This is a genomic window from Campylobacter sp. RM12647 (genome assembly GCF_020138135.1).
In the GTDB taxonomy this organism is placed as follows: domain Bacteria; phylum Campylobacterota; class Campylobacteria; order Campylobacterales; family Campylobacteraceae; genus Campylobacter_E.
This window is the reverse complement of sequence record NZ_JACGAS010000008.1, coordinates 1-24,612: the sequence shown is the minus strand read 5'-3', so window position 1 is coordinate 24,612 and position 24,612 is coordinate 1. Positions and strand designations below refer to the sequence as shown.

Genomic DNA, 24,612 nt, shown 5'->3' with positions numbered 1-24,612 from the left:
TTATGCTAAAACAAATACTTTTTATAGGGGCTTTAGCCCCTATTATTTACGCAGAAACTTCAGCCTTTAATGCAGGTAATATAAATATTAAAGAGCCTTATGGGCTAACAGAAAATGAAAAAGTTTTATTAGAGAACAAAAAAAAGGTTGAAACTCTTAGTAAAGATTATACTGGTGTTGATTTTAAAACAAATAAGGCTTTAGAAAGAATTGAAGGTATTCAAAGTGTAGTTGATGATTTGAATAACAAAACTTATAATTTTGAAGGTAAATTATTAGAAGTAGAAAAGTTTTCAAAAGAAAAACTTGACATTTATGATAAAGATATTTCTGAAATAAAACAAGAATTAAAAAATCAAAAAAACAGCATTAATCAGTTAAAAAAGGCTTTAAGTGAATTAACAAATTTAGTTAGTAGCTTGGGCGAGAATAAAGCTGTAAAATCTACAACTCAGCAAGTAGTAGCAAATGAGGTTGCAGCTAAAAATGAAACTCCAGCTCAAAAAATGGCAAATGCTATAAGTTTATATAATAGTAAAGATTATGAAAATTCCGCAAAAATTTTTGAAGAATTAGCAAATGCAAAACATAAACCTGCACAATGTAATTTTTATTTAGGACAAATTGCATACGCACAAAAAGACTATAAAAATGCTATATATTATTACAAAACAAGTTCAGATTTATATAATAATCAAGGGGTAAAAGCTCCTAATATGCCTTTAATTTTATTAAATACCGCAAATTCGTTGAAGGCAATTAATGAAACAGAAAAAGCAAATAATTTTTATGCAGCACTTAAAAAACAATTTCCAGATTCAAGTGAAGCTAAAAGTATAAATTAATAGAAAGGATTAAAAATGGCTATAAAAAAAGACAGCGTAGTATCACTTAATTTTATATTGCGTGATGCAAAAACTAATGAAGTATTAGAAAATAATACTGATTTTCATCCTATTTCATTTTTATTAGGTAGAAATCAAGTATTAGAGGCTTTAGAAGATGAAATTGCTAAACTAAATGAGGGTGATGAAAGTGATATTTTAATCACCAAAGATAAAGCTTGGCAAGAATATGATGAGAATTTGGTTCAAGAATTACCAAAAGAACAATTCGCAGGCATTGATTTAAATGTTGGCTTAGAATTATTCGGAGAAAACGAAGATGGCTCAACAGTTAGAGTTGTTGTTAAAGAAATCAAAGATAGTAGCGTAGTAATTGATTATAATCATCCTTATGCAGGAAGAGATTTATTATTTACCGTAAATATTAAAGAAGTAAGAGATGCTACTCCTGAAGAATTAGAAAGTGGTGCAGTAGCACAAGCTGGTGGATGTGGATGTGGAAATCACGGACATAGTGGTTGCAAAGGCGATGGAAGTTGCGGTCATCATCACGATGATGAAGATGATCATCACCATCATCATCACGGCGGCGGTTGTTGCAGAGGTTAAGGGCTAAGGTTTAGCTAAAATTGTTAAGGCGATTTATTTCGCCTTATACTAATATTTATTATATACTCAAAGTATTCAGTTTTTTAAAATTAATCATTTTTATAATTTTAAAATACATTTATTGCTATCAAATTCATAAATTACAAGCAATCTTGAATATATAATCGTAAGTTATAAATATACAAAACTTATTATTTTTAACTTGATTTTTAATTCAATCATAAAAAAGTGCTAAAATTGTGATATTAAAAATATAGATTGTATTAGTATTGCAAGTTAAACTTCGTTTATTATTTTAATAATGGAATTTATATTTTTATAATATTATACAAAATGTAAAAAAGATTTATAATAGCTGTAATTAAAAGATTTTAATACTTGTATTATAAGATTTGATAATAAAATAAATTAAAAAGGAAAAATATGAATTACGCATTTTTATACCCAGGTCAAGGTTCTCAAAGTGCTTTTATGGGTCAAGAATTATTTGATAATTTTGAGTTTGTAAGAAAAACTTATGATAAAGTTAGTAGTTTTTGTGGTATTGATTTTAAAGAATTAATTTTTAGTAAAAATGATAGATTAGATATAAGTGAATTTACCCAACCTGCAATATTACTAAATAGCATTATGTATTATAAAGTATTTGAAAAATTATTAGAAGAAAATGGAATTTCTTTAAGAAAAAAAGATGATATAAAGCCTTTTATTAGTTATGAAGACACTCCATCTTTAGGACATTCTTTAGGAGAATTTTCGGCTTTATGTGCAAATAATGCACTTGAATTAAAAAATGCTTTAAAGCTAGTAAATATGCGTGGAAAATATATGCAAGAATGTGCAAGTAGCGAAAATCCTGCTTCTATGATGGTTATTTTAGGTTTAGATGATAATTTAGTAGAAGAAATTTGTGCTAAAGCAAATAAGGAAAATAAGCAAATCTATGCAGCAAATTACAATTGCGATGGTCAAATAGTTGTAGCTGGGCTTAAAAAAGATTTAGAAAATAGCATAGATGATTTTAAAAATGCTGGAGCAAAAAGAGCAATGCTACTTAATATGAGCGTAGCAAGTCATTGTCCTTTAATGCAAAGTGCAGCTAATAAATTAGAAAAAGAATTGTTGTTTAATGATGATTTCATACCAGTAATCTCAAATGCTTTTACAAAGCCTTATAGCACTAAAAATGAAGCCATTTTAGCTATAAAAGAGCAACTTATTAAGCCTGTTTTATATAAACAAAGCATAAAAAGTATAGAAAATAGCGTTGATGGTTTTATAGAATTTGGAAGCAGTGTTTTATGCGGACTTAATAAAAAAATAACAAACAAACCAAGTATTAGTATAAAAAGCCTAGAAGATATTGAAAATTTTATAAAAACATTTAAGGAAAACCTATGAAAATAGCAATTTTAGGTGCTATGCGTGAAGAAATTGAGCCAATTTTAAATGAGTATTCTTATAAAGAGAGTAAATATGCAAATAATACTTATTATTTCATTGATTACGCAGGGCATGAGCTAATTATTGCTTATTCAAAAATAGGCAAAGTAAATTCAGCCCTAAGTGCTAGTGTAATGATAGAAAAATACAAGGCTGATTGTTTGCTTTTTACGGGCGTTGCAGGGTCGCTTAATCCTAATTTAAAAATAGGGGATTTATTAATTGCAGAAGAATTAGTGCAGCACGATATAGATATAACAGCGTTTGGACACAAACCTGGCTATGTCCCTGAAACTAGCGTTTTTATAAAAACAAGCGAGAAATTAAACAATATTGCTAAAAAAGTAGCAAAAGAGCTTGATTTAAATGTAGTTAGCGGCATTATTGCGACATCAGACCAATTTATTTGCGATGAAACTAAGAAAAATTGGATTAAAGATACTTTTAATGCTGATGCGGTTGAGATGGAAGGAGCAAGCGTTGCTTTAGTTTGCGAAAGTCTTAATGTGCCTTGTTTTATATTAAGAGCAATTAGCGATGATGCAGGTGGAAATGCTGATGTTAGTTTTGATGAGTTTTTAGAACTAGCTGCTAAAAATAGTGCTAGATTTGTCTTAAAAATGTGCGAACATTTGTTTAAAAATGAGCTTAGTAAAAGACTTATTAAAGAAGTGGCAAGAGCTTGTGATAAGTTTAATTTGATTGAAGAAGGCGATAAGGTTTTAGTAGGACTTAGCGGTGGAAAAGATAGCTTAAGCTTACTAATGCTACTTAAACATATGCAAAGAGCAGTCCCGTTTAAGTTTGAATTTGAAGCAGTAACGCTTAGCTATGGAATGGGCGAAGATTATAAATATCTAAGTAATTATTGCAAGATTTTAGGCATAAAGCATACAATAATTGAAAGTAACATTTATGAGATTTCTAGTGAAAAAATCCGTCAAAATTCAAGCTTTTGCTCGTTTTTCTCTCGTATGAGAAGGGGATATTTATATACTTATGCTAAGGAAAATGGCTTTAATAAATTAGCTTTAGGACATCATTTAGATGATGCTATTGAGAGCTTTTTTATGAACTTTACTTATAATGGAGCTTTAAGAACACTTGCTGCAAAATTCACTTCAGCACAAGGAATTACCGTAATTCGTCCTTTGATATTTGTTCGTGAAAGAATGTTAAGAGAAAATGCTATTAAAAATGGTCTTAAAACAATAGGTGATGAAGCTTGTCCTGCTATGAGATTTGATGTAAAAATGCCACACGCAAGAGCAGAAACAAAAGAGCTTTTAGCAAGTCTTGAAGCACAAAACCCAAAATTATTTAAAAGTCTTGAAAATGCCTTTTTTAACATTCATTACGATACTTTTTTTGCAAACGAAGGTGCTAATTATTGCAAGGAATAATTTTAAATACCTTTAGCGTTAGGGATAAAGATTTAATAGTCTTTATCCTAAGTAGCGAAGAATTAATAAAATGCTATAGATTTTACGGAGTTAGACACTCACATTTAATAGTCGGAAATATTATTGATTATGAGCTAAGTATTCAGCCTTTATTTTTGCCAAAACTACACTCAACAATGCAATTAGCCTTGCCTTGGAATGATTATGAGATTATTAAGGCTTGGCAGAGTTTTTGTGTGCTTTTATATGAGCATTTAAAAGATAATCAAGAGTGCGGAAGTTTTTATTATGATTTAAGTTTAAGAATAATTAATAGATTAAAAACTCAACATTATAAAAGAGTATTTTTAGATGCTTATGCTTTGATGATTGAATATGAAGGCAGGCTTTATTTTAGCGAAACTTGCACAGAATGCAATAAAGAATTAAATGATTTTTTTTCTTTAGGAGAAGGATTTTTAATGTATTGTAGGGGTTGTAAAGTGAGTGTAAGTATCAATAAAATTAAGATGAAAGATTATCTAAAAAATAAAAATTCAGCTATATTTGAAGATAGTGAAATAGATTTATTATACGAAGTATTTTCTAAAAAATTATAAAACTACAAAAGCTAAATTAAATTCTTTATTTTAAAAATCTTAAACAATATTACAATGAATTTGAATTTTAAATAAAATTTATTATCAATATAACTATCATTTATTTAAAACTTATAAATATTATGATAATTATTTTTGTTATTAACTAAAAATATTATAGAATATCATTTTTATTATCAATTAAGGAGATATTTTGAGAAAATCTTTAAAACTTTCTTTGGCTTTATGCTTATTTGGTGGTGTTGGCTTATTGGCTAATGAGAATGCTAATCTTGATACTATTGAAGTAAATGCTAGTTCAATTGGATATTCTAATGTTGATTCGCTAAAAATTTCAAATAAAAACGCAGGTGCAATAAGAGATGTTATGCGTGATATTCCAGGTGTTTATGTAGCAGGGACAAATCAGTTTAATCAAAAACTTTATATGCGTGGCGTAAATGATAGGGGTATTAATATTACTATTGATGGTGCAAGACAACGTGGAAATATTTTTCATCACTCGGCTGATTTAGTTTTAGATGTTGATTTATTAAAAGCTATTGATGTTGGCGTGGGTGTTTTAAGTGTTGCTAATAACTCAGGTGCTTTAGGTGGTTCGGTTGCGTTTAAGACTGCAAGTGCATTTGATTTATTAGAAGGTGATGAGAGTTTTGGCGGTAAGTTTAAAACAGGCTATTCAACTAATAATAAAGAATGGCAAAAAAGCATAATGGCTTATGGTAAAACTGATAATAATTTTGGTCTTTTAGCATATATCAATCATAAAAATTATGGCTTTGGAAAAGATGGAAATGGCAATGATATTGGTGGTAAGGGTCATGATTTAAGCTATTTATTTAAAGTAAATTATGAAAAAGATGAGCATAAAGCAGGTCTTAGCTATGAGCATACTGAATATGATGGTGATTTTCCATTTAGAGGTGAATTTGGTGGCTCGGTGGCATTTGATACAGGCACACTAAAAGCAGGAGAAAGAGCTCAACCTATTTTGCCTCAAAAAATGCAAAGAGATACCTATACATTTAACTACAATTACAATCCAAATGAATTAATTGATAGCGAATTTAGAGTTTATCATACAGAACATAGGCTTATAAAAGATGAAGTTCCAAATTATGCAGAATTTAAAAAATCAGGTGGTAAAGCATTTTTATCAAATGATGGGGTAAAAACCACAGGTGCTTATTTAAACAATAAATCAAGATTTGAAAATACTAGCTTTAATCAAGAAGTATTTTATGGACTTGAGTGGTATCAAACTACAAGCTTTAGAAAAAATCATTCAAGTTTAAAAGATGCAACAAATGGAGCAATTTCTGTAACTCCTACAAACAATCATCCTAAAGAAGTAGCAAACAACCTATCAGTATTTTTACAAGATACTATTCAAATTGGTGGATTTAGCATAATTCCTGGAGTTAGATTTGATAGATTTACTATAGATAATTTTGGCAAGAAAACTCAAGGATTTAATAATTTTAGCCCTGCATTAGCACTTGATTATAAGGCAGAAAACGGCATTAATTTATTTGCTGGGTATTCAAAAGTATTTAGAGGACCTGATCCGATTGAAGCTTTAAGACTTAGCGAAAATACATTTAATACAAATTATATTGATGAGAATTTAGAGCCTGAAACAGGTGATGCTTATGAAGCTGGATTTGGGTATAAAAATAACTTTAATGAACATAATGTTAATTTTGTAGCTAAATATTTTTATACTGATTATAAGAATTTAATTAAAGAAAATGTAAGCGTAACAACTACTCAAAACGGACAAACAATTAAGAATAATTACAATCGTATGAATATGGGTAAATCTAATGTTCGTGGGGTTGAATTATATGCTTCTTATGCTTATGAGAATTTAAAATTTAGTGCAAGTTATACTCATCAAACAACAAAACATAAAGACAAAAGTAAAGTTGGTGGCGTAATGGCATATAGTGATAGTGGGGATAAATATACATTTAATGCTGAATATTTTGCTAGTCCAATTGATACATTATTTGGTTATAACCTAATAGCTTTTGCTGGTAAGACTTTAGAAGATGGAACTAAAAAAGCAGGTTATGGAGTAAGCGAAATATATGCAAGTTATATGCCTACTCAAAATCTTGAAATAAACTTAAGCGTTGGCAATCTATTTGATAAAACTTATGTTTCACATTCTCAAAGAAGATTTGGTGTTGAAACTGCAAACGACTATGAAGCAGGAAGAAATATAAAACTAGGTTTTAGTTACAAATTCTAAACTAAAAAAGGCTTTTTAGCCTTTTTTAGAATATCAATTATTAGGAGAAAATGTGGAATTTTTAAAAGAATATTTAGATTATTTTGTGTTTGCGATATTATTTTTTATGAGCTTTTTAGTTTTGGCATTTAGTATTGAAAGGCTAATATTTTTTAAGAATATTGATATTAAAAATTATAAATGTAAAGATGAATTAGAAATAGCACTTAGTAAAAATCTCACCTGTCTTTACATCGTTTATCAAAACGCTCCTTATATAGGTTTGCTTGGCACGGTAATAGGCATAATGATTACATTTTATGATATGGCAAATGCAGCTACTATGGACGCAAAAAGTATTATGCTAGGGCTTTCACTAGCACTAAAAGCAACAGCACTTGGACTTGTTGTAGCAATCCCAACTCTTATGATATACAACGCATTTATTAGAAAAGTTGATGTTGTATTATCAAGATTTAAGGAAAATAATGAGAGTAAATAAAGAAGGCTTAAATCTAGTTCCATTTATTGATATTATGCTAGTTTTACTTTGCATTGTTTTAAGTGTTAGCACCTTTATAGCAGAAGAAAAAATCGCTATAAACTTACCAAAATCAGAAAATAGCGTAAGCATTGATGATAAGCAAAAAGTATTTATAAGTATTAATGAAACTGGCGAGATATTTTATAATGAGAGTTTGCTTAGCGTAGATGAATTAAAGGCAAAATTATCAAGTATTAGTAAAGATGAAATTGTAATTTTACGCTCTGATGAGAACGCTAGTTATAAACATTTTGTAAAAATAGTGGATATTTTAAAAGAGTTAAAGCATGAAAATTTTGCTATTGCAACAGAAAAATAAAATCGCATTTTTCATCTCCTTTTTAGTTCATGCGGTTTTGTTGGCGTGTTTTTTTAGAATTGATGTAAAGACAAGTGAGATTAAAAATGATAAAGCTTTAGCGGTGCTTTTTTATGCTCCTAGCATACCTCAAAATGCTGTTAAAGAAGAAATAATTGAAGAAGTAAAAGAAATAAAAGAAGAAATAATCAAAGAAGAGATAAAAGAAGAAAAATTTGCTTTAAAACCTAAAAAAAAGCACCATAAAAAACCAAAACCAAAGCAAGAAGTAAAAGAAATTAAAAAAACTCAAGATGAGCCAATCACACCTAAAAACGAACCTTTAGCAAGCAAGATAAATGAAGCTAAACCAACTACTACAATTAGTAATAATACTCCTGCAGGTGGGAATAATCAAGATGAATTAATCTCTCATATTCAATCAGTTTTAAATAAAACTGCTAAGAGCAATTATCCTATGAGTTCAAGAAAAAGGCGTGAGCAAGGAGTAGTGGTTGTAGGATTTACCTATGATTATGGTAAGGCAAAAAATATAAAAATACTTAAGCCATCAAAATATGAAAATCTAAATCAAGCAGGAATTAAAAGCGTTGAGATAGCGAAATTTAAGCGTTATGAAAGAGTTTTAGATATTAGTGTGCCGCTTAAGTTTAGCTTACATTAAAAATTAGTGCTTAATTGCACTAATTTAAAAATTATAATTTAGATTAAAAGTATATAGCCTTGAATTAGCGTATTTATAACATAATTCGTTATTGCAATTAAATACGCTGATTTTATTTTTGCTATTTAAAATATTTAAGATATTAAAACTTATTTTTAATTTAGTATTTTTAATATTTTTAGTATAGCCAAATCCTAAATTCCAATTCAAATATGACTTAAGTTTAGTATCGCTAAATATTTGCATATTTAAATTCTTATCGTATTGTGAGTATAAATCATTTTTCGCTGAATGATAAGTGATTTCATTAATCAAGTTAAAATTATCATAAAATAAATTATGAGTAAAATTAGCTATAAAAGGCTCATAAACAAATGGCAATTCGCTTGATTTTATAGTTTTACCATTATAGATTATGTTTTTACCAGTTGTGCTTAAATAATTAGTCGCACTACCTTTTTTATGTAGATAGCTAAGATTTAAATCAAAATAATTTTTAGTATTAAATATACTAATTTCATTGCTAGATAAATTAAGACTTACAATATCATTAGCTGTTTTTTTGCCATTATAATAAACTTTATAATTATTATCAGTATCTTTTATACTTTCTAAGCCTAATTCTTCTTGATTTGCTGAATAAATTTCATTATAAGTTTTGCGTTTAATGTATTTTAATAACATTTTAAAATATTTAAATTCTGCGTTGTAATATAGGCTAAACTCATTAGCATAAGGGCTTTTTAATCCCATAAAAACTCTATCTTTTTGCCATTTTGTATCTTGTATCCAAGGGCTATTATAATCAATTCTTGAATACTCTTCATATCCACTAAAATAATCATCATATAAAATATAAGCTAAAAGCCCTTTATCATAATATTTATTAAATCCAAATCCTAAAAATTGATTATCATTTAAATAATACTCAAGTCCTGTTCTAGGGGCTATATTAAATCTTTTGCTAAGGCTATCATAATCATTTCTAAGACCTAATCTAAATCTAAAATTATGATATTTAATATCGCTTTGTATAAATTGAGCGTAGTTATTTATTGATTTTTTAGCTTTTGCAAAATGTGTTTCATAATATGAAAAATATTGATTATTTATGCAACTAATATCATTTTCTTTACAAGCTAGAATATCAATTGGTTTTTCATATCTTGTATAAGGATTAATTCTATTTATTTTGCCTTGATTTTTACTAAGTTCAAAACCAAAATTAAAGCTATATTCTAAATCATTATTTTTAAATTCATTAGTTTTAGCATCTACTTTATATTGATATAATTTTTCAGTTTGTAAGGTATCTCCTAGCCCACCATAACTTTGCTTTATACCTGAAGGTAAGATGAATTGATACTGAACTTTTTTATCATAAATTCTTGAAGAATTTGATTTTAAAAATGATAAATGCTGATTAAGATTTATATTTTTTAATTCACTTTCAAGATTAAAAGCTAAGCTAAATCCACCATAATTTACTTTCATATTAGAATCAATTACGCCTTCTTGAAATTGATTTATTAAATAAGGATTATAAATAAAAGTTGAGCTAAGAATATGGTTATCATAATCTTTTTGAGTTTTTAGCAAAATTAAGTTATTTGTATCGCTGATTTTATTTATTGTGTATATATCTTTTTGTTTTATTTTTGTATTTGAATAATTACTACTTACAAAAAATAAAATTCCAAAAGTATCATTTAAATATGAGCTAAAATTAGCACTGAAATATCTTTTATAATAATTACTAAAATCTTGATAACCATATCCACTAGAATATTTTTGCCTTATTTTATCATCTATAAAAATATTATCTTGAAAGCTATATCCAAGACTAAATCCACCACTTGGATTTTTTGATGGGCTTTTGATTTTTGCATCAATTACTCCACCTAAAAATCCACCATAACTAGCACTTACAAAACTATCATAAATGCTTAAATTATCTATAATTTCGCTATCTATATTAAGCGAATATGAACCAAGAGATGGGTTATACCAGACATTTTTATATAGCGTTTTTGACATAGCTGGTTGAATGGTGCTTGTTATGTTTATTCCATCTATAAACATTTGATTTTGATAGGTTTTAGCACCATTGATTGAAAAATCATCTGGCTTTAAAGAATTTGAATTATCGCTATCTTTAGTAGTAATTCTTATATTTGTATGATTTTTGATAAGTTCATCTAAAGTGTGATTTTGTTTTATTTGAGTATTAAGATAGGCTTTATTGTAAATAGTGTTAGAAAATTCTAAATAATCAATATTTTGCACTGCATTAATATTGATTTCATCTAAGGTATTTGCATAAATATATGTAGCTAAAAATATGCTTAGCTTAATTTTATTTTTGCAAAATTGCTTCATAGCCATCTTTTGCTAAACATTTTAAAAGTGATTTTTCATCATAAGTTTTATCACTTATTTTTAGAGTTTTAGAATTTAAATCTACTTTATAATTTTTGCTAACTTTACTAGCACAAAAACTAATAAAATCAACACAAACTTCACAAGCCATATCTTTTATAAAATAAACATTTGCATTAAGATTAAGTGCTAAAAGCATTATAAAAAATGCTTTCATTGTTGCACTGCTTTATAGCCGATTTCGTTGATTTTTTCTACTATTGCTTTAATATCTATATCTTTAGCAAAAGTAATAACTAAATCTTTAGAATTAAAATCAGCCTTGTAATCTTTAACTTCAGCAATACTTTTAGACGCTTCTATTATTTTTTTAGCACAACCATTGCAACCCATATTTTTTACATTTAATAAATAACTTACATCAGCAAAAGCTAAACTTGATAAAATTGACACAAATAATAATTTTTTCATACATTCTCCTTAAAAAATATTAATTATAAAAATCATTTCTTAAGAAAAATTGAAAATAATTATAAATATTATATAAAAAATTAAATTAGAATTTAAAATATTATTTTGATATTTTAATATTAGCTAATTTTTAAATATAATTAAAAATTATTTTTATATAAAGGTTTATATTGTTTAAAAAATATTTGTTATTTTTATTTAGTTTAACTTTTTTAAATGCTTTAATTATCAATGAAAATGAAGTGATTTCAAATCAGATAATTACAAATGAAGATATAGATAATGAAGGCGTCATAAATAGTGATAAAAATCAATTTTCTGGTGTTTTTAATAATAATTTTGGTGCTACTTTAAGTGGTAATTTTTCTACTTTTAATGAGGTGTATAATGGTGGATTTTTTGAAGGCTCATTTCATAATATTCAAATGTTTGTTAATAATGGATATTTCTTAAGCACCAATACTACTACAAATCAAGAGTTTTTTAATCTATATGATGGAATGATAGAAGCTAATCATAATAATTTTTTTAATATGCAAAATTATGGCTTAATTTATGGAGATGATAATATTTTTTATGATTTTATTAACTTTCAAGAAGGCTGGATTTTTGGAGATAACAATACTTTTAATGGAGATGTTTTAAATGATACTGATGGGCTTATATCTGGAAATAATTTATCATTTAAATCAATTTTAGAAAATAATTCATATATTTTTATAGATAATAAAGCTAGTTTTAATGAAGTGATTAATAATGCTGTTATGGATGTAAATAATGCAGAATTTATTGGCGAAGTAATCAATAATGATACTATCAATGGGGATTTTTTAGAATTTAAAAATAATCTAAAAAATAATCAAAATAGCACTATTTCTGGAGAGAATTTAACTTTTGCAAATACTTATAATGATGGTATGATTTTAGGTGATATTACTACTTTTAATAAAGAATTAGATAATGATATTAATGGCTGGGTTATAGGAAATGATATTACCTTTAATGATAGGGTTATTAATAATGGCGATTTAGTAGGAAGCAATTTTAAGTTTAAAAATCAATTAGAAAATACTTTAAATGTAGATAGTATTTATTCTAGTTTTGAAAAGATAAATAATAGTGGATTTTTTACAAGTTATAAATCTACTTTTAATAATACCATTACTCAAAGCGATAATGCGTATTTTTATGCTAACGCATCTGCTATTAATGCTGATATTTTAGGTGGGGATATTGAGATTGCTTATAGTAATTTAGCTAATGAAGAATTAAAAGTAAAAAATGCGAAAATCAATAATTCTACAATTAATTCAAAAAATATGATTTTTGATAATTTGATTTTAAATTCTTCATCAATTTATGGTGGTTTTAGAGCTAAAACACTAGAAGCTAATAATAATAATTTTGTTCTTTATTTTAATGATGGTTTTAGTGGGGCTATTGTCGTTGATGAAGAGATAAAAGGCGTAAATAATGATATAAAAATTGTAAATTATCAAAATAATTTAGGATTCTTTCCTTTACTTTTAGCAAGAAGTAGTAAGGATTTAAGTAAAGATTTTGCTGTATATACTATAAAAGGCTTTAGTGTTTTTGGTTTTGATAAAGAAGTAATAGTAAAAAAAGAGCAAAATGGAGCTTTTTTGCTTGGGATAGGGGATTTTAACTCTTTAAATATTAGCGATATTAATGAATTATTTGATGATAAATATAAAAAGAATTTAGAAAATAATGCAATAAATAAAATTACAGCAAAAAATCCTGATATTGCAAAAATTGGTGTGGATAAAAAGCTAATTAATAATATAAAAAATAAATTCTATAAAGAAGACTTATTAAATTATTCTATTTCAAGATTAAATTTTGATAGCAAAAGGTTTGATTATTTAGATTATGAGTATTTAAGTGGGGATATAAATGATATAAATTATTGGCTAAATCTAATAAAAATAAATAAATCTAATGAATATAATTATTTTTATAATAATTTAGGATTGTTTTTATATAGCTTAAATAATGAAAGCAAAAATCATAAAATCTATGGCGGCGGATTTTATGCTAATTTTAATTTTGATAATTTTTATATAAATACTGATTTTAAATACAATGAGCACGAAGTTGCGATAAATCTTGATGATTTAGGGATTATAAATAAAGATTATTTTAGCGTTAATTCAAAAGTAGAATTTGGATTAAGTTATGAAAATTATTTTGTATATAAGCCAAATATTGCTTTTGTTTTTGAATACTTACCAAAGACAAAATATAAAAATGAATATATAAAAGCTTTATTTAAAAGGCAAAATAATTGCTTTTTAAAATTAGGTTTTGCTTTAGAATACCTTAACAATGATTTTGCATTTTCGCTAAATAGTAATTATTTTAAAAGCTTAAGCAAGGATAAATTGCTTATTATAAGTGATGGATATTCTAAAGAAAATCTATATTTTAAAAATCTTAATAGTTTTGAGCTTGGAATACAAACTAAGTATTTATTAAATGATAGTTTAAGTTTGGATATTGATTTAAGTAGGCAGTTTTTTAAAGAATTTAATTCTTATTTTTTTAAGATTGGTTTTGGATATAAGTTTTAGGCAAAATTATATATTTTGCCTTTTTATAAATTAAACATATGATTTAATGGGCCTCTGCCACTTCCTAGATTTGGAGCAAATTCCATTGCATTTTGTGTATATAATTTAGCATCTTTTACAGCTTGTAGTTTAGAAAGTCCATTAGCTAAATTAGCAGCTATAGAAGCACTTAAAGTACATCCTGCTCCGTGATCGTTTGTGGTATTTAAAGGTTTGCCGTAAAGCTCGTAAAAGTCTTTTCCATCATAAAAATAATCTATCGCTAAATCAAAATATTTTCCACCTTTAGCAATCACGCTTTTAGCACCTAAGTCTATTAATTTTTTAGCAGCATCTTTTAGTTTTTCTTTAGAATTAATCTCAAATCCACATAAAAGTTCGGCTTCTAATTTGTTAGGCGTTAAAATATCAGCGAATTTGATAAACTCATTTACATAAAGCTTAAAATCTTCATCTCCTATTAATCTAAAACCACTTTTAGCAAACATAACAGGGTCAATTACTATATTTTTAGGTTTATATTCTTTAAATTTTTCAATAGTTAATCTTATTAAATTAGCATCCCCCATTAATCCTGTTTTTAGTGCTTTTGGTGGAATATCTTTAAATACTGCATCAAATTGAGCCGATACAATATCTTCATTCATAACACAAGCACCATAAACTCCTTGAGTATTTACAGCATATACTCCTAAAACTACTGCCATTCCAAAAGTTTTATGCATAGTAAAGGTTTTTAAATCAGCTTCAAGTCCGCTACCACCACTGCAATCACTTCCTGCAATTGTTAGAACTGGATTTAACATATAAACTCCTTATATTGGTTAAAAGAGAAATAATACTCTAAAAATTTATAATTTTATTATAATATTTGCCTTTTTTATAAATTTATTAGGAACAAAAATGTTTAACCTTGATATAAACTTATTTTCTTACATTAGCGTTAGGGCTTTTTTAGCGTTTTTATTATCGTTTATTATTACATTAATTATTATGCCACTTTTTATTTCTTGGGCAAAGAGTGTAGGGGCAAATCAGCCAATTTTAAGCGATGCACCACTAAATCATCAAAAAAAATCTAATACTCCTACAATGGGTGGGGTTGTTTTTATTTGTGCTGCTTTATTATCTAGTCTTGTTTTTACTACATTTAATGTTTATAGTTTTAGTGCGATTTTGTGTATTGTTTGTTTTGGTGCTATTGGAATAATTGATGATTTAGGCAAGGTATTAAAAAAGGCAAATAAGGCTGGGTTAAAACCACGCTCTAAAATGATTTTAATGTTAATTGCATCTTTAATAACAATATTACCTATTATGATATATGGGAATTTTAGCACAGAACTTTTTGTCCCATTTTATAAATATCCTATAATTGATATGAAGTATTTTGCTTTATTATTTTGGGTATTGGTGTTAATTTCTAGCTCAAATGCTATTAATCTAACTGATGGACTTGATGGGCTTGCTTGTGTGCCTAGTGTGTTTTCACTATTTACATTATCAGTGTTTTTATATCTTAGCTCAAATGCTGTTTATGCTAATTATTTATTGTTACCTAGAGTAAGCGGGAGTGAAGAATGTGTTGTGATTGCACTTGCATTAATTGGTGCTTTACTAGGATTTTTATGGTATAACTGCCATCCAGCACAAGTATTTATGGGAGATAGCGGCTCTCTTACATTAGGAGCTATTGTTGGATATTTAGCGATAATTTCAAAAAATGAGATTTTATTAATTTTAATAGGTTTTGTTTTTGTTCTTGAGACTATTAGCGTTATTTTACAAGTTGGAAGTTTTAAAATATTTCATAAAAGGATTTTCAAAATGGCTCCAATTCATCATCATTTTGAGCAAATTGGTTGGAGTGAAAATAAAATCATAGTTAGATTTTGGCTAATTGCATTTATTTGCAATGTTTTAGCGTTAATTACTATTAAATTAAGGTGAGTTTTATGTTATCAATGTTTGGATATGGAAATGTTGCTAAGGCGATTACAAGCACTTATAAAAAGGGTGAATGGTATATATATGATGATAAATTTAGCGTTTGTAGTGAAGATGAATTTGGTAATAAGCTTTTACCTACAAGCTATTTTAATCCTGATAAAAGTAGTATAGAAGTAGTTAGTCCTGGAATTGCGCCTAATCATATTTTATGTAAAAGTGCTAAGAATTTAACAAGTGAGATTGATTTTTATAACGAAGCTTTAGGGCTTAGCATTTGGGTTAGTGGGACTAATGGTAAGACTACTACAACGGAAATGATTTCTTATTTGCTTAATATTGAAGCAGGAGCAAATATAGGAAAACCAATTGCATTAATGAATCTTAAAGCACATTTAGTTGTCCTTGAGATGAGCTCTTTTGCCCTTCATTATACTAAGGTTGCAAGACCTGAACTTTATGTGTTATTACCTATTTGTGATGATCATATTTCTTGGCATGGAAGCTTTAATAATTATGAAAAAGCAAAACTTGATTTAATTTTTAGAATGAATAAAACAGCAAGTATTATTGTGCCTAAAAAATATGAAGAGTATTTAAAGAGTGCAAATTGTATTAAATATTTTTATGAGAATTCTAGTGATTTAGCTAAGCTTTTTGATATTGATTTAGCTAGATTAAATTACAATGAGCCGTTTTTATTAGATGCGTGTTTAGCGTTGGCTGCTTGTAAGATTATTAGTGGCAAAATTGAATATGAAAAAATATCTAAGTTTAAAATTGGTCGTCATAGAGTTGAGATTTTTAAAGATAGCAAAGATAGAATTTGGATTGATGATAGCAAGGCTACTAATATTTCAGCTGCACTTGCTGCTATTAATAGTTTTAAAGAGCCTTTACATTTAATTGCTGGTGGAGATGCTAAAGGTCAAGATTTAAATGAGTTTTTCTCAAAATTAGATAAAAATATAAAGCTTTATTTAATAGGTAAGAGCGATTTTAGCGATATTGCTAAAAAGCACGGATTAAACCCAATTAGAACCAATCTAAAAGAAGCTGTAAGTATGATTTATAAAGATTTAACAACTAAAGAAATAGCATTATTAAGTCCTGCGTGTGCTAGTTTAGATGAGTTTAGTTCTTATGCTGAGCGTGGGGATTTGTTTATAAAATATATGAAAGATTTAGATGTTTAGCTTTTTAAGACTTGCAAAAAGTGCTTTAATTACAAGTGAGTATAGTGTGAAAAATAATAAATTACTTTATAAAAATAAAGAATTTATAATCCAAGATGAATTAAAAAATTACGAAAATACTTATTTTGTAGTTGCTATTGATAGGGTGATTTTATTTAAAAATCAAAATGAAAATAATTTTGATAAGGCTAAAAAAAGACAAATAAAAGCGATAAGTCTTAGTTTTTTAGTAATGATTTTATGTTTGATAATTTTATTTTTTCAAGAATTTGAAATAGGAATTTCATTTTTAAGTATTGCTAGTATTGTAGTTTTTATACTTTCAATACTTAATTATTCGTTTTTAAAACAACAAATTTTCGCATTAGAAAAAATTTAAGCATAATTTAAGAATTATCATATATAATAACGGCTTTTACTTCGGTGGTTGGATAGCTCAGTCGGTAGAGCAGCAGACTGAAAATCTGCGTGTCGGCAGTTCGATTCTGCCTCTAACCACCATTTTAGTTTTCCCACTTTTTATTATTTTTTATTTGAGAATTTGAAATAGGAATTTCAAAATAATTTTTCTATACATTAAATATTTTTTCATATACTCCCCAAATGATTAAGGCAAAAAAGAAATTCGGACAAAATTTTTTAAAAGATGAGTTAGTAAAACAGCAGATCATCCAAGCGATACCCAAAGATTTAAAAGCAAAATTAATTGAAATTGGGCCTGGCTTAGGTGATTTAACTGCTCCAATACTTAAAAGCGGTTTTAAATTAACAAGTTTTGAAATAGATGATAGTTTAATTCCTATTTTAAACGAGCGTTTTAATAAAGAGATTTTAAGTGGAGATTTTACGCTAATAAATGCTGATGTTATGAATGTAAAAATTAGCGATGAGCCTTATTTTATATGTGCTAATTTGCCGTATTATATTAGTTCGCAAATTATTATAAATGCTTTATTTGATGATAACTGCATAGGTATGCTTGTGATGATTCAAAAAGAATTAGCAGATAGATTTTTTGGTATTGATTATTGTGCTTTAAGTGTTATTACGGATTTACTTTGTGATAAAGTTAATGTTTGTGAAGTGCCACCTAGTGCATTCACTCCTATGCCAAAAGTAAATTCTAGTGTAATTAAGCTTATTAAAAAGCCTAGTTTGTTGGATAAAAAAGATTTAAAAGCTTTTAATTCTTTTATCAAGATAGCCTTTAATCAACCAAGAAAAAAAATGCTTAGTTCATTTTCAAATAAAACAAAGGTAAAACAAGCATTAGATAAGCTAGAAATTGATGAAAACAAAAGAGCTCATGAAATATCTGTTAAATCATTCTTAGAACTTTTTAAATTACTAAAGGATGAAAATGAATATTGAAGATTTAGAAAAAACAAAAGTAGCAAGAAGTTATGAAAACGCTGAAAACGAAGATGAACTTTTAGAAGAATTAGAAGAAGAAATTGACGATAAAAAAGCTAAAAAGAAAAAAAAGCGTAAGAAAAAAATCTTACCAGCTTCTTTAAAAGGTGATTTAGATTGGCAAAAAGCCTTAGCTGAATCGATGAAAGAAAACGAAAAAGCTCAAGAAAAAAGGCTATATCCTTGGATAAATTACAAAGGTAATGCAAGTGTTAAATTTACTCCATTAGGCGGACTTGGTGCTATTGGTGGAAATATGAGCGTAATTGAGTATGAAGATGAAGCTATTATCATTGATGTTGGAATGAGCTTTCCTGATGCTGATACTTTAGGTGTTGATATTGTAGTTCCTGATTTTTCTTATGTTAGAAAGATAAAAGATAAAGTAAAAGCTGTTCTTATCACTCATGCTCACGAAGATCATATTGGAGCAATGCCTTATTTTTATAAAGAATTTGATTTTCCGATTTATGCTACGCCGCTTCCACTTGGAATGATTTCAAATAAATTTAGCGAACATGGGCTTAAAGATAAATGCAAATTATTTAGACCAATTACAAAAAGACAAATTTATGAAATTGGCTCTTTTAAAGTTGAGTTTATGCATATAACTCATAGTATTATAGATAGCTGTGCATTAGCTATAAATACTCCTGCTGGAACTATTATTCATACGGGAGATTTTAAGATTGACCATACTCCAATAGATGGTTATGCTAGTGATTTACATCGTTTAGCTTATTATGGCGAAAAAGGTGTTTTATGTTTATTTAGCGATAGTACTAATAGTTACCGCGAAGGTGTAACTAAGAGCGAAAGCACCGTTGGTGGGACTTTTGATTTGATTTATTCAAGATGCAAAGGTCGTGTGATTATGAGTACATTTAGCTCAAACATTCACAGAATTCATCAAGCAATCACACACGCACTTGTATATAATAGAAAAGTTTGTATTATAGGTCGTTCTATGGAAAGAAACCTATTTACAGCAATTGAGCTTGGATATTTAAAATTTGATAAAAAGATTTTCATAAGTGCTGATGAGCTTGATAAATATCCTGATGAAGAGATATTAATAGTAACTACAGGCTCACAAGGTGAGAGTATGAGTGCATTATATAGAATGGCTACAAGCGAACATAAACATGTAAAAATTAAGCCAAATGATCAAGTAATTATAAGTGCTAAAGCAATTCCTGGTAATGAAGCAAGTGTATCGGGTGTAATTGATTTATTAATGCGTCATGGAGCAAGTGTTGCTTATCAAGAATTTAGCGAAATTCATGTAAGCGGTCATGCAGCAAGTGAAGAGCAAAAGCTAATCTTAAGACTTGTAAAACCTAAATATTTCTTGCCTGTGCATGGAGAGTATTCTCATATTAGTAAGCACAAAGCTAGTGCAATTGCTTGTGGTGTGAATGAAAAAAATATATATTTATTAAATAACGGCGATCAAATGGAGATTAGCTGGAATAAATTAAGAAGATTAAAAACCGTTAAAACAGGTAAAACTTATATAGATAATCAAGTAGATAGAGAAGTGCATGATGATTTATTAAATACTAGAAAAAATCTTGCAGAGCATGGAATAGTGCAGCTTAATCTTCATATTAATATGGGTGCAAGGACACTAAATCACGCACATATAATCAATTTTGGTTTAGTATCAAATAAACTAGCTCAAGATTTTGCAACTGATGTTAGCAATTATATTAAATTATTTATAGCTGATGCAAAAGATACTTTATTAAAGGATAAAAAGGCATTTGAACCTGCACTAAGAAATGCACTTAAGAAGTATTTTTTCAAAAAATATAAAAAATATCCGTATTTATTATTAAATATTCATTAAGGATAAAATATGCTAGAAATTGCAAAAAACATTCTAAAGCGAGAAGCCTTCGCTTTAGAAGAAGCGTCAAATTCTTTAGATGAGAGTTTTTGTGAAGTTGCTAAGATAATTAGTGAATGCAAAGGGAATTTAATCATTGTTGGAGTTGGTAAAAGTGGTATCGTTGGACGCAAAATTGCAGCTTCGTTTGCTAGTTGTGGGGTAAGGTCATTTTTTATTCATGCTAGTGAGTTAATGCACGGAGATTTGGGAAATATTTGTAAAGATGATGTGGTGATTTTAATTTCTTTTAGTGGTAAAAGCGAAGAAGTGTTAAAAATATTACCATTTTTAAATGATAGAAACGCTACTTTAATTAGCATTTCTCAAAGCAATTCTCCATTAGCAAATGCTTGTAGTTTCAATATTGCTACAAATTGCAATGAAGCAATTACAAATCTACCAGCACCTACTAGCTCAACTACTCTAACTCTAGCTTTAGCTGATGCGCTTTTAGCTTGTGTTATTAATTTAAAAGATTTTAGCGTTAGTGATTTTGGTATAAATCATCCAGGTGGAGCATTAGGTAAAAAGTATTATGTAAAAGTTAGTGATTTAATGCATAAAAACAATCTACCGATAATAAGCAAAAATGCTAGTTTAAAAGACGCTATTATTTGTATGAGCAAGGCAAGTTTTGGTTGTGCTTTATTGGTTGATAATGAAAAATTAGTTGGATTTTTAAGTGATGGGGATTTAAGAAGAGCTATGGCTAAGGATGATTTTTCTTTAGAACAATTAGCCTTAGAATATGCTAGTAAAAATCCTAAAACCATAGAAAAATCAGTTTTAGCACATAAGGCGTTTTCTTATATGAAAGAAAACAAAATATCAATTTTAGTAGTTCTTGAGAATGAAAAAATAATAGGATTATTACAATTATTGGATGAGTGATGAGACTTAATAAATTTATAGCACACAATAGCAAGTATTCAAGAAAAGAAGCTGATAAATTAATAAAAGAAGGCTTAGTAAAGATTAATAACAAAGTTTGCTTAGAAGACTGGAGTGAAGTTGGAATTGATGATAAAGTTTTTGTAAAAGGTAAAAGAATTTATAAAAAAAGTGAATTTAGCGTCATCGTATATCATAAAGATAAAGGCGAATTAGTAAGCCATAAAGATGAGCGTGGAAGAGCCTTGATATATGATAATTTGCCAAGAGATTTTAGACATTTTAATCCTGTTGGAAGATTAGATTTTTCATCAACGGGCATACTTTTATTAGTAGATAGTCCTGTAATAGCTGATTTTTTAATGCAAAGTAACTTAGAGCGTGAATATTACTTAAAAATTAAAGGCACTATAAGTAAAGATGTAATCAATGCTATGGAAAATGGACTTGAGATTGTAAATAGCTTAAAAGGAGCACACCCAAAAAGCAAAATCACAAATCTTAGTCTAAAGCCTTTTTTAGAATATGAGATTTTTGGAAGTAGTGGTGGATATACAAAACTAAGAGTTATTATTGATGAAGGCAAAAATAGAGAATTAAGACGCTTTTTTGCTGAATTTGATTTAGAAGTAGTGGAGCTTAAAAGGGTTGCTTTTGGTAGGGTTGATTTGGGTGTGTTAAAGCCTAAAAAATATAGATTTTTAACCAATAGCGAATACGAAGATTTAAGAAGCTTTTTAAAAGAAAATAAGGTGTATTATTAATGAAAGAATTAAATAATTTACATAAAGAATTTATAGAGTTAAGACATAGCATACACGCAAATCCAGAGCTAGGATTTAATGAGTTTAATACCGCAAAATTAGTTGCAAATAAACTAAAAGAATTTGGTTATGAAGTTTATGAAGGCATAGGAAAAACAGGTGTTGTAGGAGTATTAAAGAAAGGAAATTCTACTAAAAGCATAGGTCTTAGAGCTGATATGGATGCACTTAGTATAGAAGAATGCACAGGACTTGATTATGCTAGTAAGAATGGCTGTATGCACGCTTGCGGACACGATGGGCATACGGCAGGATTATTAATGGCTGCTAAGTATTTAGCAAGTGCTAATTTTAATGGAACTCTTAATTTATTTTTTCAACCTGCTGAAGAATGTTGTGATAATGAAATGCTAAGCGGTGCTATGAGAATGATAAAAGATGGAGTTTTAGAACGCTTTAAGGTTGATTATATTTATGGAATTCATAATATGCCAATTTCGCAGATGAAAGGCTATGAAAATAAGAAATTCTTTATGAAAAAAGGCGTAATGATGGCAGGTGTAAGTGCTTATAAAGTAGATTTTATAGGCTTAGGCGGACACGCATCGGCTCCACATTTATGTAAAGACCCAATAAGCGTTGCAAATAATTTTGTAAATGCTTTATATACTTTTAAATCTTTAGAATTAAAAGATAGCGTTGTAAATGTTACAGGCTTTCTAGCAGGAACTACAAAAGCATTTAATATAATCCCAAATGAAGCTAGTGTTATGATAAATGTAAGAGGTCTTAGCAATCAAGAGCTTGAATTTATTGATACAAGAATTAAAGAATTAGCAACAAACTTAGCAAATGCTTTTAATATAAAAGCCATAGTAAAAAGAGCTGAAAATATAAAAGCTACTATCAATAACGATGAAGCACACGAGTTAGCAAGACTTGCTGCTATTGAGAGTTTTGGTGAAGATGAATGTGAGTTTGAACACCCGCATTTAATGGGTAGCGAAGACTTTTCTGCGTTTTTAGATGAGGTTAAAGGAACATATGCTTTTATAAATAATGGAGATAGTGCAAATCTTCATCATCCAGAATATAATTTCAACGATGAAGTATTGCTACTAGCTAGTAAGTATTTTGCAAATTTAGTATTAAATTATTTAAAATAAATTTATTTTTATTAAAAAATTAAATAAATTTATTATTTAGCCGATATAAAAAAGACTATATTTAAAAGGAGAAGATTATGAATGTAGGTTCTGTTAGTAATTCAGGTTTTACGAGTGGCTTACCAAAAAGTGTAAAAACTCAAGATGATGCAAGAAATGCTATAAAAGATAATTTAAAAAATATAGGCATTGACTTAGGAGATAGGGATTTAAGTAGTATTAGTGGTAAGGATATTACAAATGCTTATATAGCACAAAGTATGCAAATTAGCTTTTCTCAATTTAATACTCAAGGAAGTATATTTAGTTTTTCAAAAAATGAAATGCAACTTAATACTTTTCTTGGAACTTTAGGTAAATTAGGTGATGGTTTTGAGAATTTACAAAACTTAACTCCTGCAAAAGCTAAAGAATTAATTAGTGAAGATGGCTATTGGGGTAGTAAGCAAACTGGCGATAGAATAGCTGGTTTTGTTCTAGCTGGTGCTGGAGATGATATTGAAAAGTTAAAAGCAGGTCGTGAAGGAATTATGCGTGGTTTTAAAGACGCCGATAAGACTTTAGGTGGTTTTAGCAAAGGATATGCTGATATTGCAAATGCTACAATTGAACGCGCTGTAAAAGCTATAGATGATAAAATAGCTGAATTAGGCGGCAATGTAGTAGATATAAAAGCTTAATTAAATGCCTATTTTTAGGCATTTAATACTTATAAATATAATTAATTTTAAAATCTTAAAAATAAATATTCTTATATTAAGACAATTTAAAATAAAAAATTTTCATACTAATTAGATAATTTAATCAATTAATTTTAGCTTTTATAATAAAGTAAAATCATTATATTTTGCATTTATAATTATACATCATAAAACATTAATTACAAAGTAAAACAATTAAAATATATATTATGAAAATAATTTATTTTTATAAGATTTTGCTATGTATTGATTAAACATTTTATAATTTTTCTCTCTTAAGTAATTCTTTAATACTAGGCTCTATGCTATTAAATTCATTTATATAATTTTTATAAATAAATTCCATAATCTTTAAAATTTTGGTTATTAATAATATATAATAAACTTTTCTTTAAACCACCAATGTATTACATAAAACTCTTTGTATCCAACAATAATATGTAATATAGTAGATAAAAAAATGTTCTACTCTATTACATAAAAAATAAAAAATGTTCTACTCTATTACATAAAGCTATTTGTATCCAACAATAG

23 protein-coding genes, 1 tRNA gene and 1 pseudogene are annotated in these 24,612 nt (G+C 27.5%); 21 read left to right on the top strand and 4 right to left on the bottom strand.

Features of this window, described 5'->3' with window-relative positions; all coding sequences use genetic code 11:
• Positions 1–2: 2 nt before the first annotated feature.
• The 10 genes and pseudogenes from AVBRAN12647_RS04395 to AVBRAN12647_RS04350 all read left to right on the top strand — a co-directional run bounded on the left by AVBRAN12647_RS04395 (position 3) and on the right by AVBRAN12647_RS04350 (position 8,662).
• The gene (locus AVBRAN12647_RS04395; protein ID WP_214117364.1) at positions 3–845 is read left to right on the top strand and encodes a tetratricopeptide repeat protein; all 843 of its coding nucleotides are present in this window, start codon (positions 3–5) and stop codon (positions 843–845) included.
• A gap of 15 nt (positions 846–860) precedes the next feature.
• The gene (locus tag AVBRAN12647_RS04390; RefSeq protein ID WP_214117363.1) at positions 861–1,454 is read left to right on the top strand and encodes an FKBP-type peptidyl-prolyl cis-trans isomerase; all 594 of its coding nucleotides are present in this window, start codon (positions 861–863) and stop codon (positions 1,452–1,454) included.
• Positions 1,455–1,877: 423 nt separating this feature from the next.
• On the top strand, positions 1,878–2,855 hold the full coding sequence (locus AVBRAN12647_RS04385) for an ACP S-malonyltransferase (protein WP_336614755.1): 978 nt from the start codon (positions 1,878–1,880) through the stop codon (positions 2,853–2,855).
• Positions 2,852–3,532: pseudogene (locus AVBRAN12647_RS04380) on the top strand (5'-methylthioadenosine/adenosylhomocysteine nucleosidase); the annotation flags it as partial. The gene AVBRAN12647_RS04385 and the pseudogene AVBRAN12647_RS04380, both read left to right, overlap by 4 nt.
• Positions 3,518–4,300 (top strand): ATP-binding protein, encoded by a 783-nt coding sequence (locus AVBRAN12647_RS04375; RefSeq protein ID WP_214117410.1) that lies wholly within the window; start codon positions 3,518–3,520, stop codon positions 4,298–4,300. The pseudogene AVBRAN12647_RS04380 and the gene AVBRAN12647_RS04375, both read left to right, overlap by 15 nt.
• Positions 4,288–4,899, top strand: coding sequence for a recombination protein RecO (recO, locus tag AVBRAN12647_RS04370; protein WP_336614754.1), 612 nt, complete (start codon positions 4,288–4,290; stop codon positions 4,897–4,899). Before AVBRAN12647_RS04375 ends, recO begins: the two co-directional genes overlap by 13 nt.
• Positions 4,900–5,092: 193 nt before the next feature.
• Positions 5,093–7,156, top strand: a complete 2,064-nt coding sequence (locus AVBRAN12647_RS04365) for a TonB-dependent receptor domain-containing protein (RefSeq protein ID WP_336609505.1) — start codon at positions 5,093–5,095, stop codon at positions 7,154–7,156.
• A 52-nt stretch (positions 7,157–7,208) separates the two neighbouring features.
• Positions 7,209–7,637 (top strand): TonB-system energizer ExbB, encoded by a 429-nt coding sequence (exbB, locus tag AVBRAN12647_RS04360; RefSeq protein ID WP_239802994.1) that lies wholly within the window; start codon positions 7,209–7,211, stop codon positions 7,635–7,637.
• Complete coding sequence (gene exbD, locus AVBRAN12647_RS04355) at positions 7,624–7,998, top strand: TonB system transport protein ExbD (protein WP_442862271.1); 375 nt, start codon at positions 7,624–7,626, stop codon at positions 7,996–7,998. The genes exbB and exbD overlap by 14 nt, the downstream gene beginning before the upstream one ends.
• On the top strand, positions 7,967–8,662 hold the full coding sequence (locus AVBRAN12647_RS04350; RefSeq protein WP_214149703.1) for a TonB family protein: 696 nt from the start codon (positions 7,967–7,969) through the stop codon (positions 8,660–8,662). Before exbD ends, AVBRAN12647_RS04350 begins: the two co-directional genes overlap by 32 nt.
• Positions 8,663–8,686: 24 nt before the next feature.
• Here AVBRAN12647_RS04350 and AVBRAN12647_RS04345 read toward each other — a convergent pair whose 3' ends face one another.
• Genes AVBRAN12647_RS04345 through AVBRAN12647_RS04335 form a run of 3 tightly spaced genes read right to left on the bottom strand, consistent with a single transcriptional unit; the run spans position 8,687 to position 11,512 of the window.
• Positions 8,687–11,041 carry a TonB-dependent receptor plug domain-containing protein gene (locus AVBRAN12647_RS04345; protein ID WP_336614753.1) on the bottom strand — a complete coding sequence of 785 codons (2,355 nt, stop codon included), beginning with the start codon at positions 11,039–11,041 and terminating at the stop codon, positions 8,687–8,689.
• A complete protein-coding gene (locus AVBRAN12647_RS04340) occupies positions 11,019–11,258 on the bottom strand; it encodes a hypothetical protein (RefSeq protein ID WP_214117355.1) in 240 nt (79 codons plus the stop codon). Before AVBRAN12647_RS04340 ends, AVBRAN12647_RS04345 begins: the two co-directional genes overlap by 23 nt.
• Positions 11,255–11,512 carry a heavy-metal-associated domain-containing protein gene (locus tag AVBRAN12647_RS04335; protein WP_336614752.1) on the bottom strand — a complete coding sequence of 86 codons (258 nt, stop codon included), beginning with the start codon at positions 11,510–11,512 and terminating at the stop codon, positions 11,255–11,257. The genes AVBRAN12647_RS04340 and AVBRAN12647_RS04335 overlap by 4 nt, the downstream gene beginning before the upstream one ends.
• Positions 11,513–11,682: 170 nt before the next feature.
• Here AVBRAN12647_RS04335 and AVBRAN12647_RS04330 point away from each other — a divergent pair, with 170 nt between their 5' ends.
• The gene (locus AVBRAN12647_RS04330; protein ID WP_336614751.1) at positions 11,683–14,106 is read left to right on the top strand and encodes a hypothetical protein; all 2,424 of its coding nucleotides are present in this window, start codon (positions 11,683–11,685) and stop codon (positions 14,104–14,106) included.
• A 23-nt stretch (positions 14,107–14,129) separates the two neighbouring features.
• On the opposite strand, the gene thiD is transcribed toward AVBRAN12647_RS04330, so the two are convergent.
• A complete protein-coding gene (gene thiD, locus AVBRAN12647_RS04325) occupies positions 14,130–14,912 on the bottom strand; it encodes a bifunctional hydroxymethylpyrimidine kinase/phosphomethylpyrimidine kinase (RefSeq protein ID WP_214117352.1) in 783 nt (260 codons plus the stop codon).
• A 97-nt stretch (positions 14,913–15,009) separates the two neighbouring features.
• On the opposite strand from thiD, the gene mraY reads away from it, so the two are divergent.
• From mraY to AVBRAN12647_RS04275, 10 genes are all read left to right on the top strand, one after another.
• Positions 15,010–16,056: a phospho-N-acetylmuramoyl-pentapeptide-transferase gene (mraY, locus tag AVBRAN12647_RS04320; RefSeq protein ID WP_214117351.1), complete on the top strand. Its 1,047-nt coding sequence runs from the start codon at positions 15,010–15,012 to the stop codon at positions 16,054–16,056.
• Between the two features lie 5 nt (positions 16,057–16,061).
• A complete protein-coding gene (gene murD / locus AVBRAN12647_RS04315) occupies positions 16,062–17,249 on the top strand; it encodes a UDP-N-acetylmuramoyl-L-alanine--D-glutamate ligase (RefSeq protein WP_336614750.1) in 1,188 nt (395 codons plus the stop codon).
• Entirely contained in the window at positions 17,242–17,628 is a 387-nt protein-coding gene (locus tag AVBRAN12647_RS04310) for a hypothetical protein (protein ID WP_267523279.1), read from the top strand. Before murD ends, AVBRAN12647_RS04310 begins: the two co-directional genes overlap by 8 nt.
• Positions 17,629–17,674: 46 nt before the next feature.
• Positions 17,675–17,750: transfer RNA gene (locus tag AVBRAN12647_RS04305), tRNA-Phe, on the top strand.
• A gap of 102 nt (positions 17,751–17,852) precedes the next feature.
• Positions 17,853–18,620, top strand: a complete 768-nt coding sequence (rsmA, locus tag AVBRAN12647_RS04300) for a 16S rRNA (adenine(1518)-N(6)/adenine(1519)-N(6))-dimethyltransferase RsmA (RefSeq protein WP_214117348.1) — start codon at positions 17,853–17,855, stop codon at positions 18,618–18,620.
• The gene (locus AVBRAN12647_RS04295; RefSeq protein WP_250325130.1) at positions 18,610–20,514 is read left to right on the top strand and encodes a ribonuclease J; all 1,905 of its coding nucleotides are present in this window, start codon (positions 18,610–18,612) and stop codon (positions 20,512–20,514) included. The genes rsmA and AVBRAN12647_RS04295 overlap by 11 nt, the downstream gene beginning before the upstream one ends.
• Before the next feature lie 9 nt (positions 20,515–20,523).
• Positions 20,524–21,447: a KpsF/GutQ family sugar-phosphate isomerase gene (locus AVBRAN12647_RS04290; RefSeq protein WP_214117346.1), complete on the top strand. Its 924-nt coding sequence runs from the start codon at positions 20,524–20,526 to the stop codon at positions 21,445–21,447.
• A complete protein-coding gene (locus AVBRAN12647_RS04285) occupies positions 21,447–22,211 on the top strand; it encodes a pseudouridine synthase (protein ID WP_214120204.1) in 765 nt (254 codons plus the stop codon). The genes AVBRAN12647_RS04290 and AVBRAN12647_RS04285 overlap by 1 nt, the downstream gene beginning before the upstream one ends.
• A complete protein-coding gene (locus AVBRAN12647_RS04280) occupies positions 22,211–23,377 on the top strand; it encodes an amidohydrolase (RefSeq protein ID WP_214117344.1) in 1,167 nt (388 codons plus the stop codon). Before AVBRAN12647_RS04285 ends, AVBRAN12647_RS04280 begins: the two co-directional genes overlap by 1 nt.
• A gap of 77 nt (positions 23,378–23,454) precedes the next feature.
• Complete coding sequence (locus AVBRAN12647_RS04275; RefSeq protein WP_214117343.1) at positions 23,455–24,057, top strand: hydrogenase-4 component G; 603 nt, start codon at positions 23,455–23,457, stop codon at positions 24,055–24,057.
• The last annotated feature ends 555 nt before the right edge of the window (positions 24,058–24,612 follow it).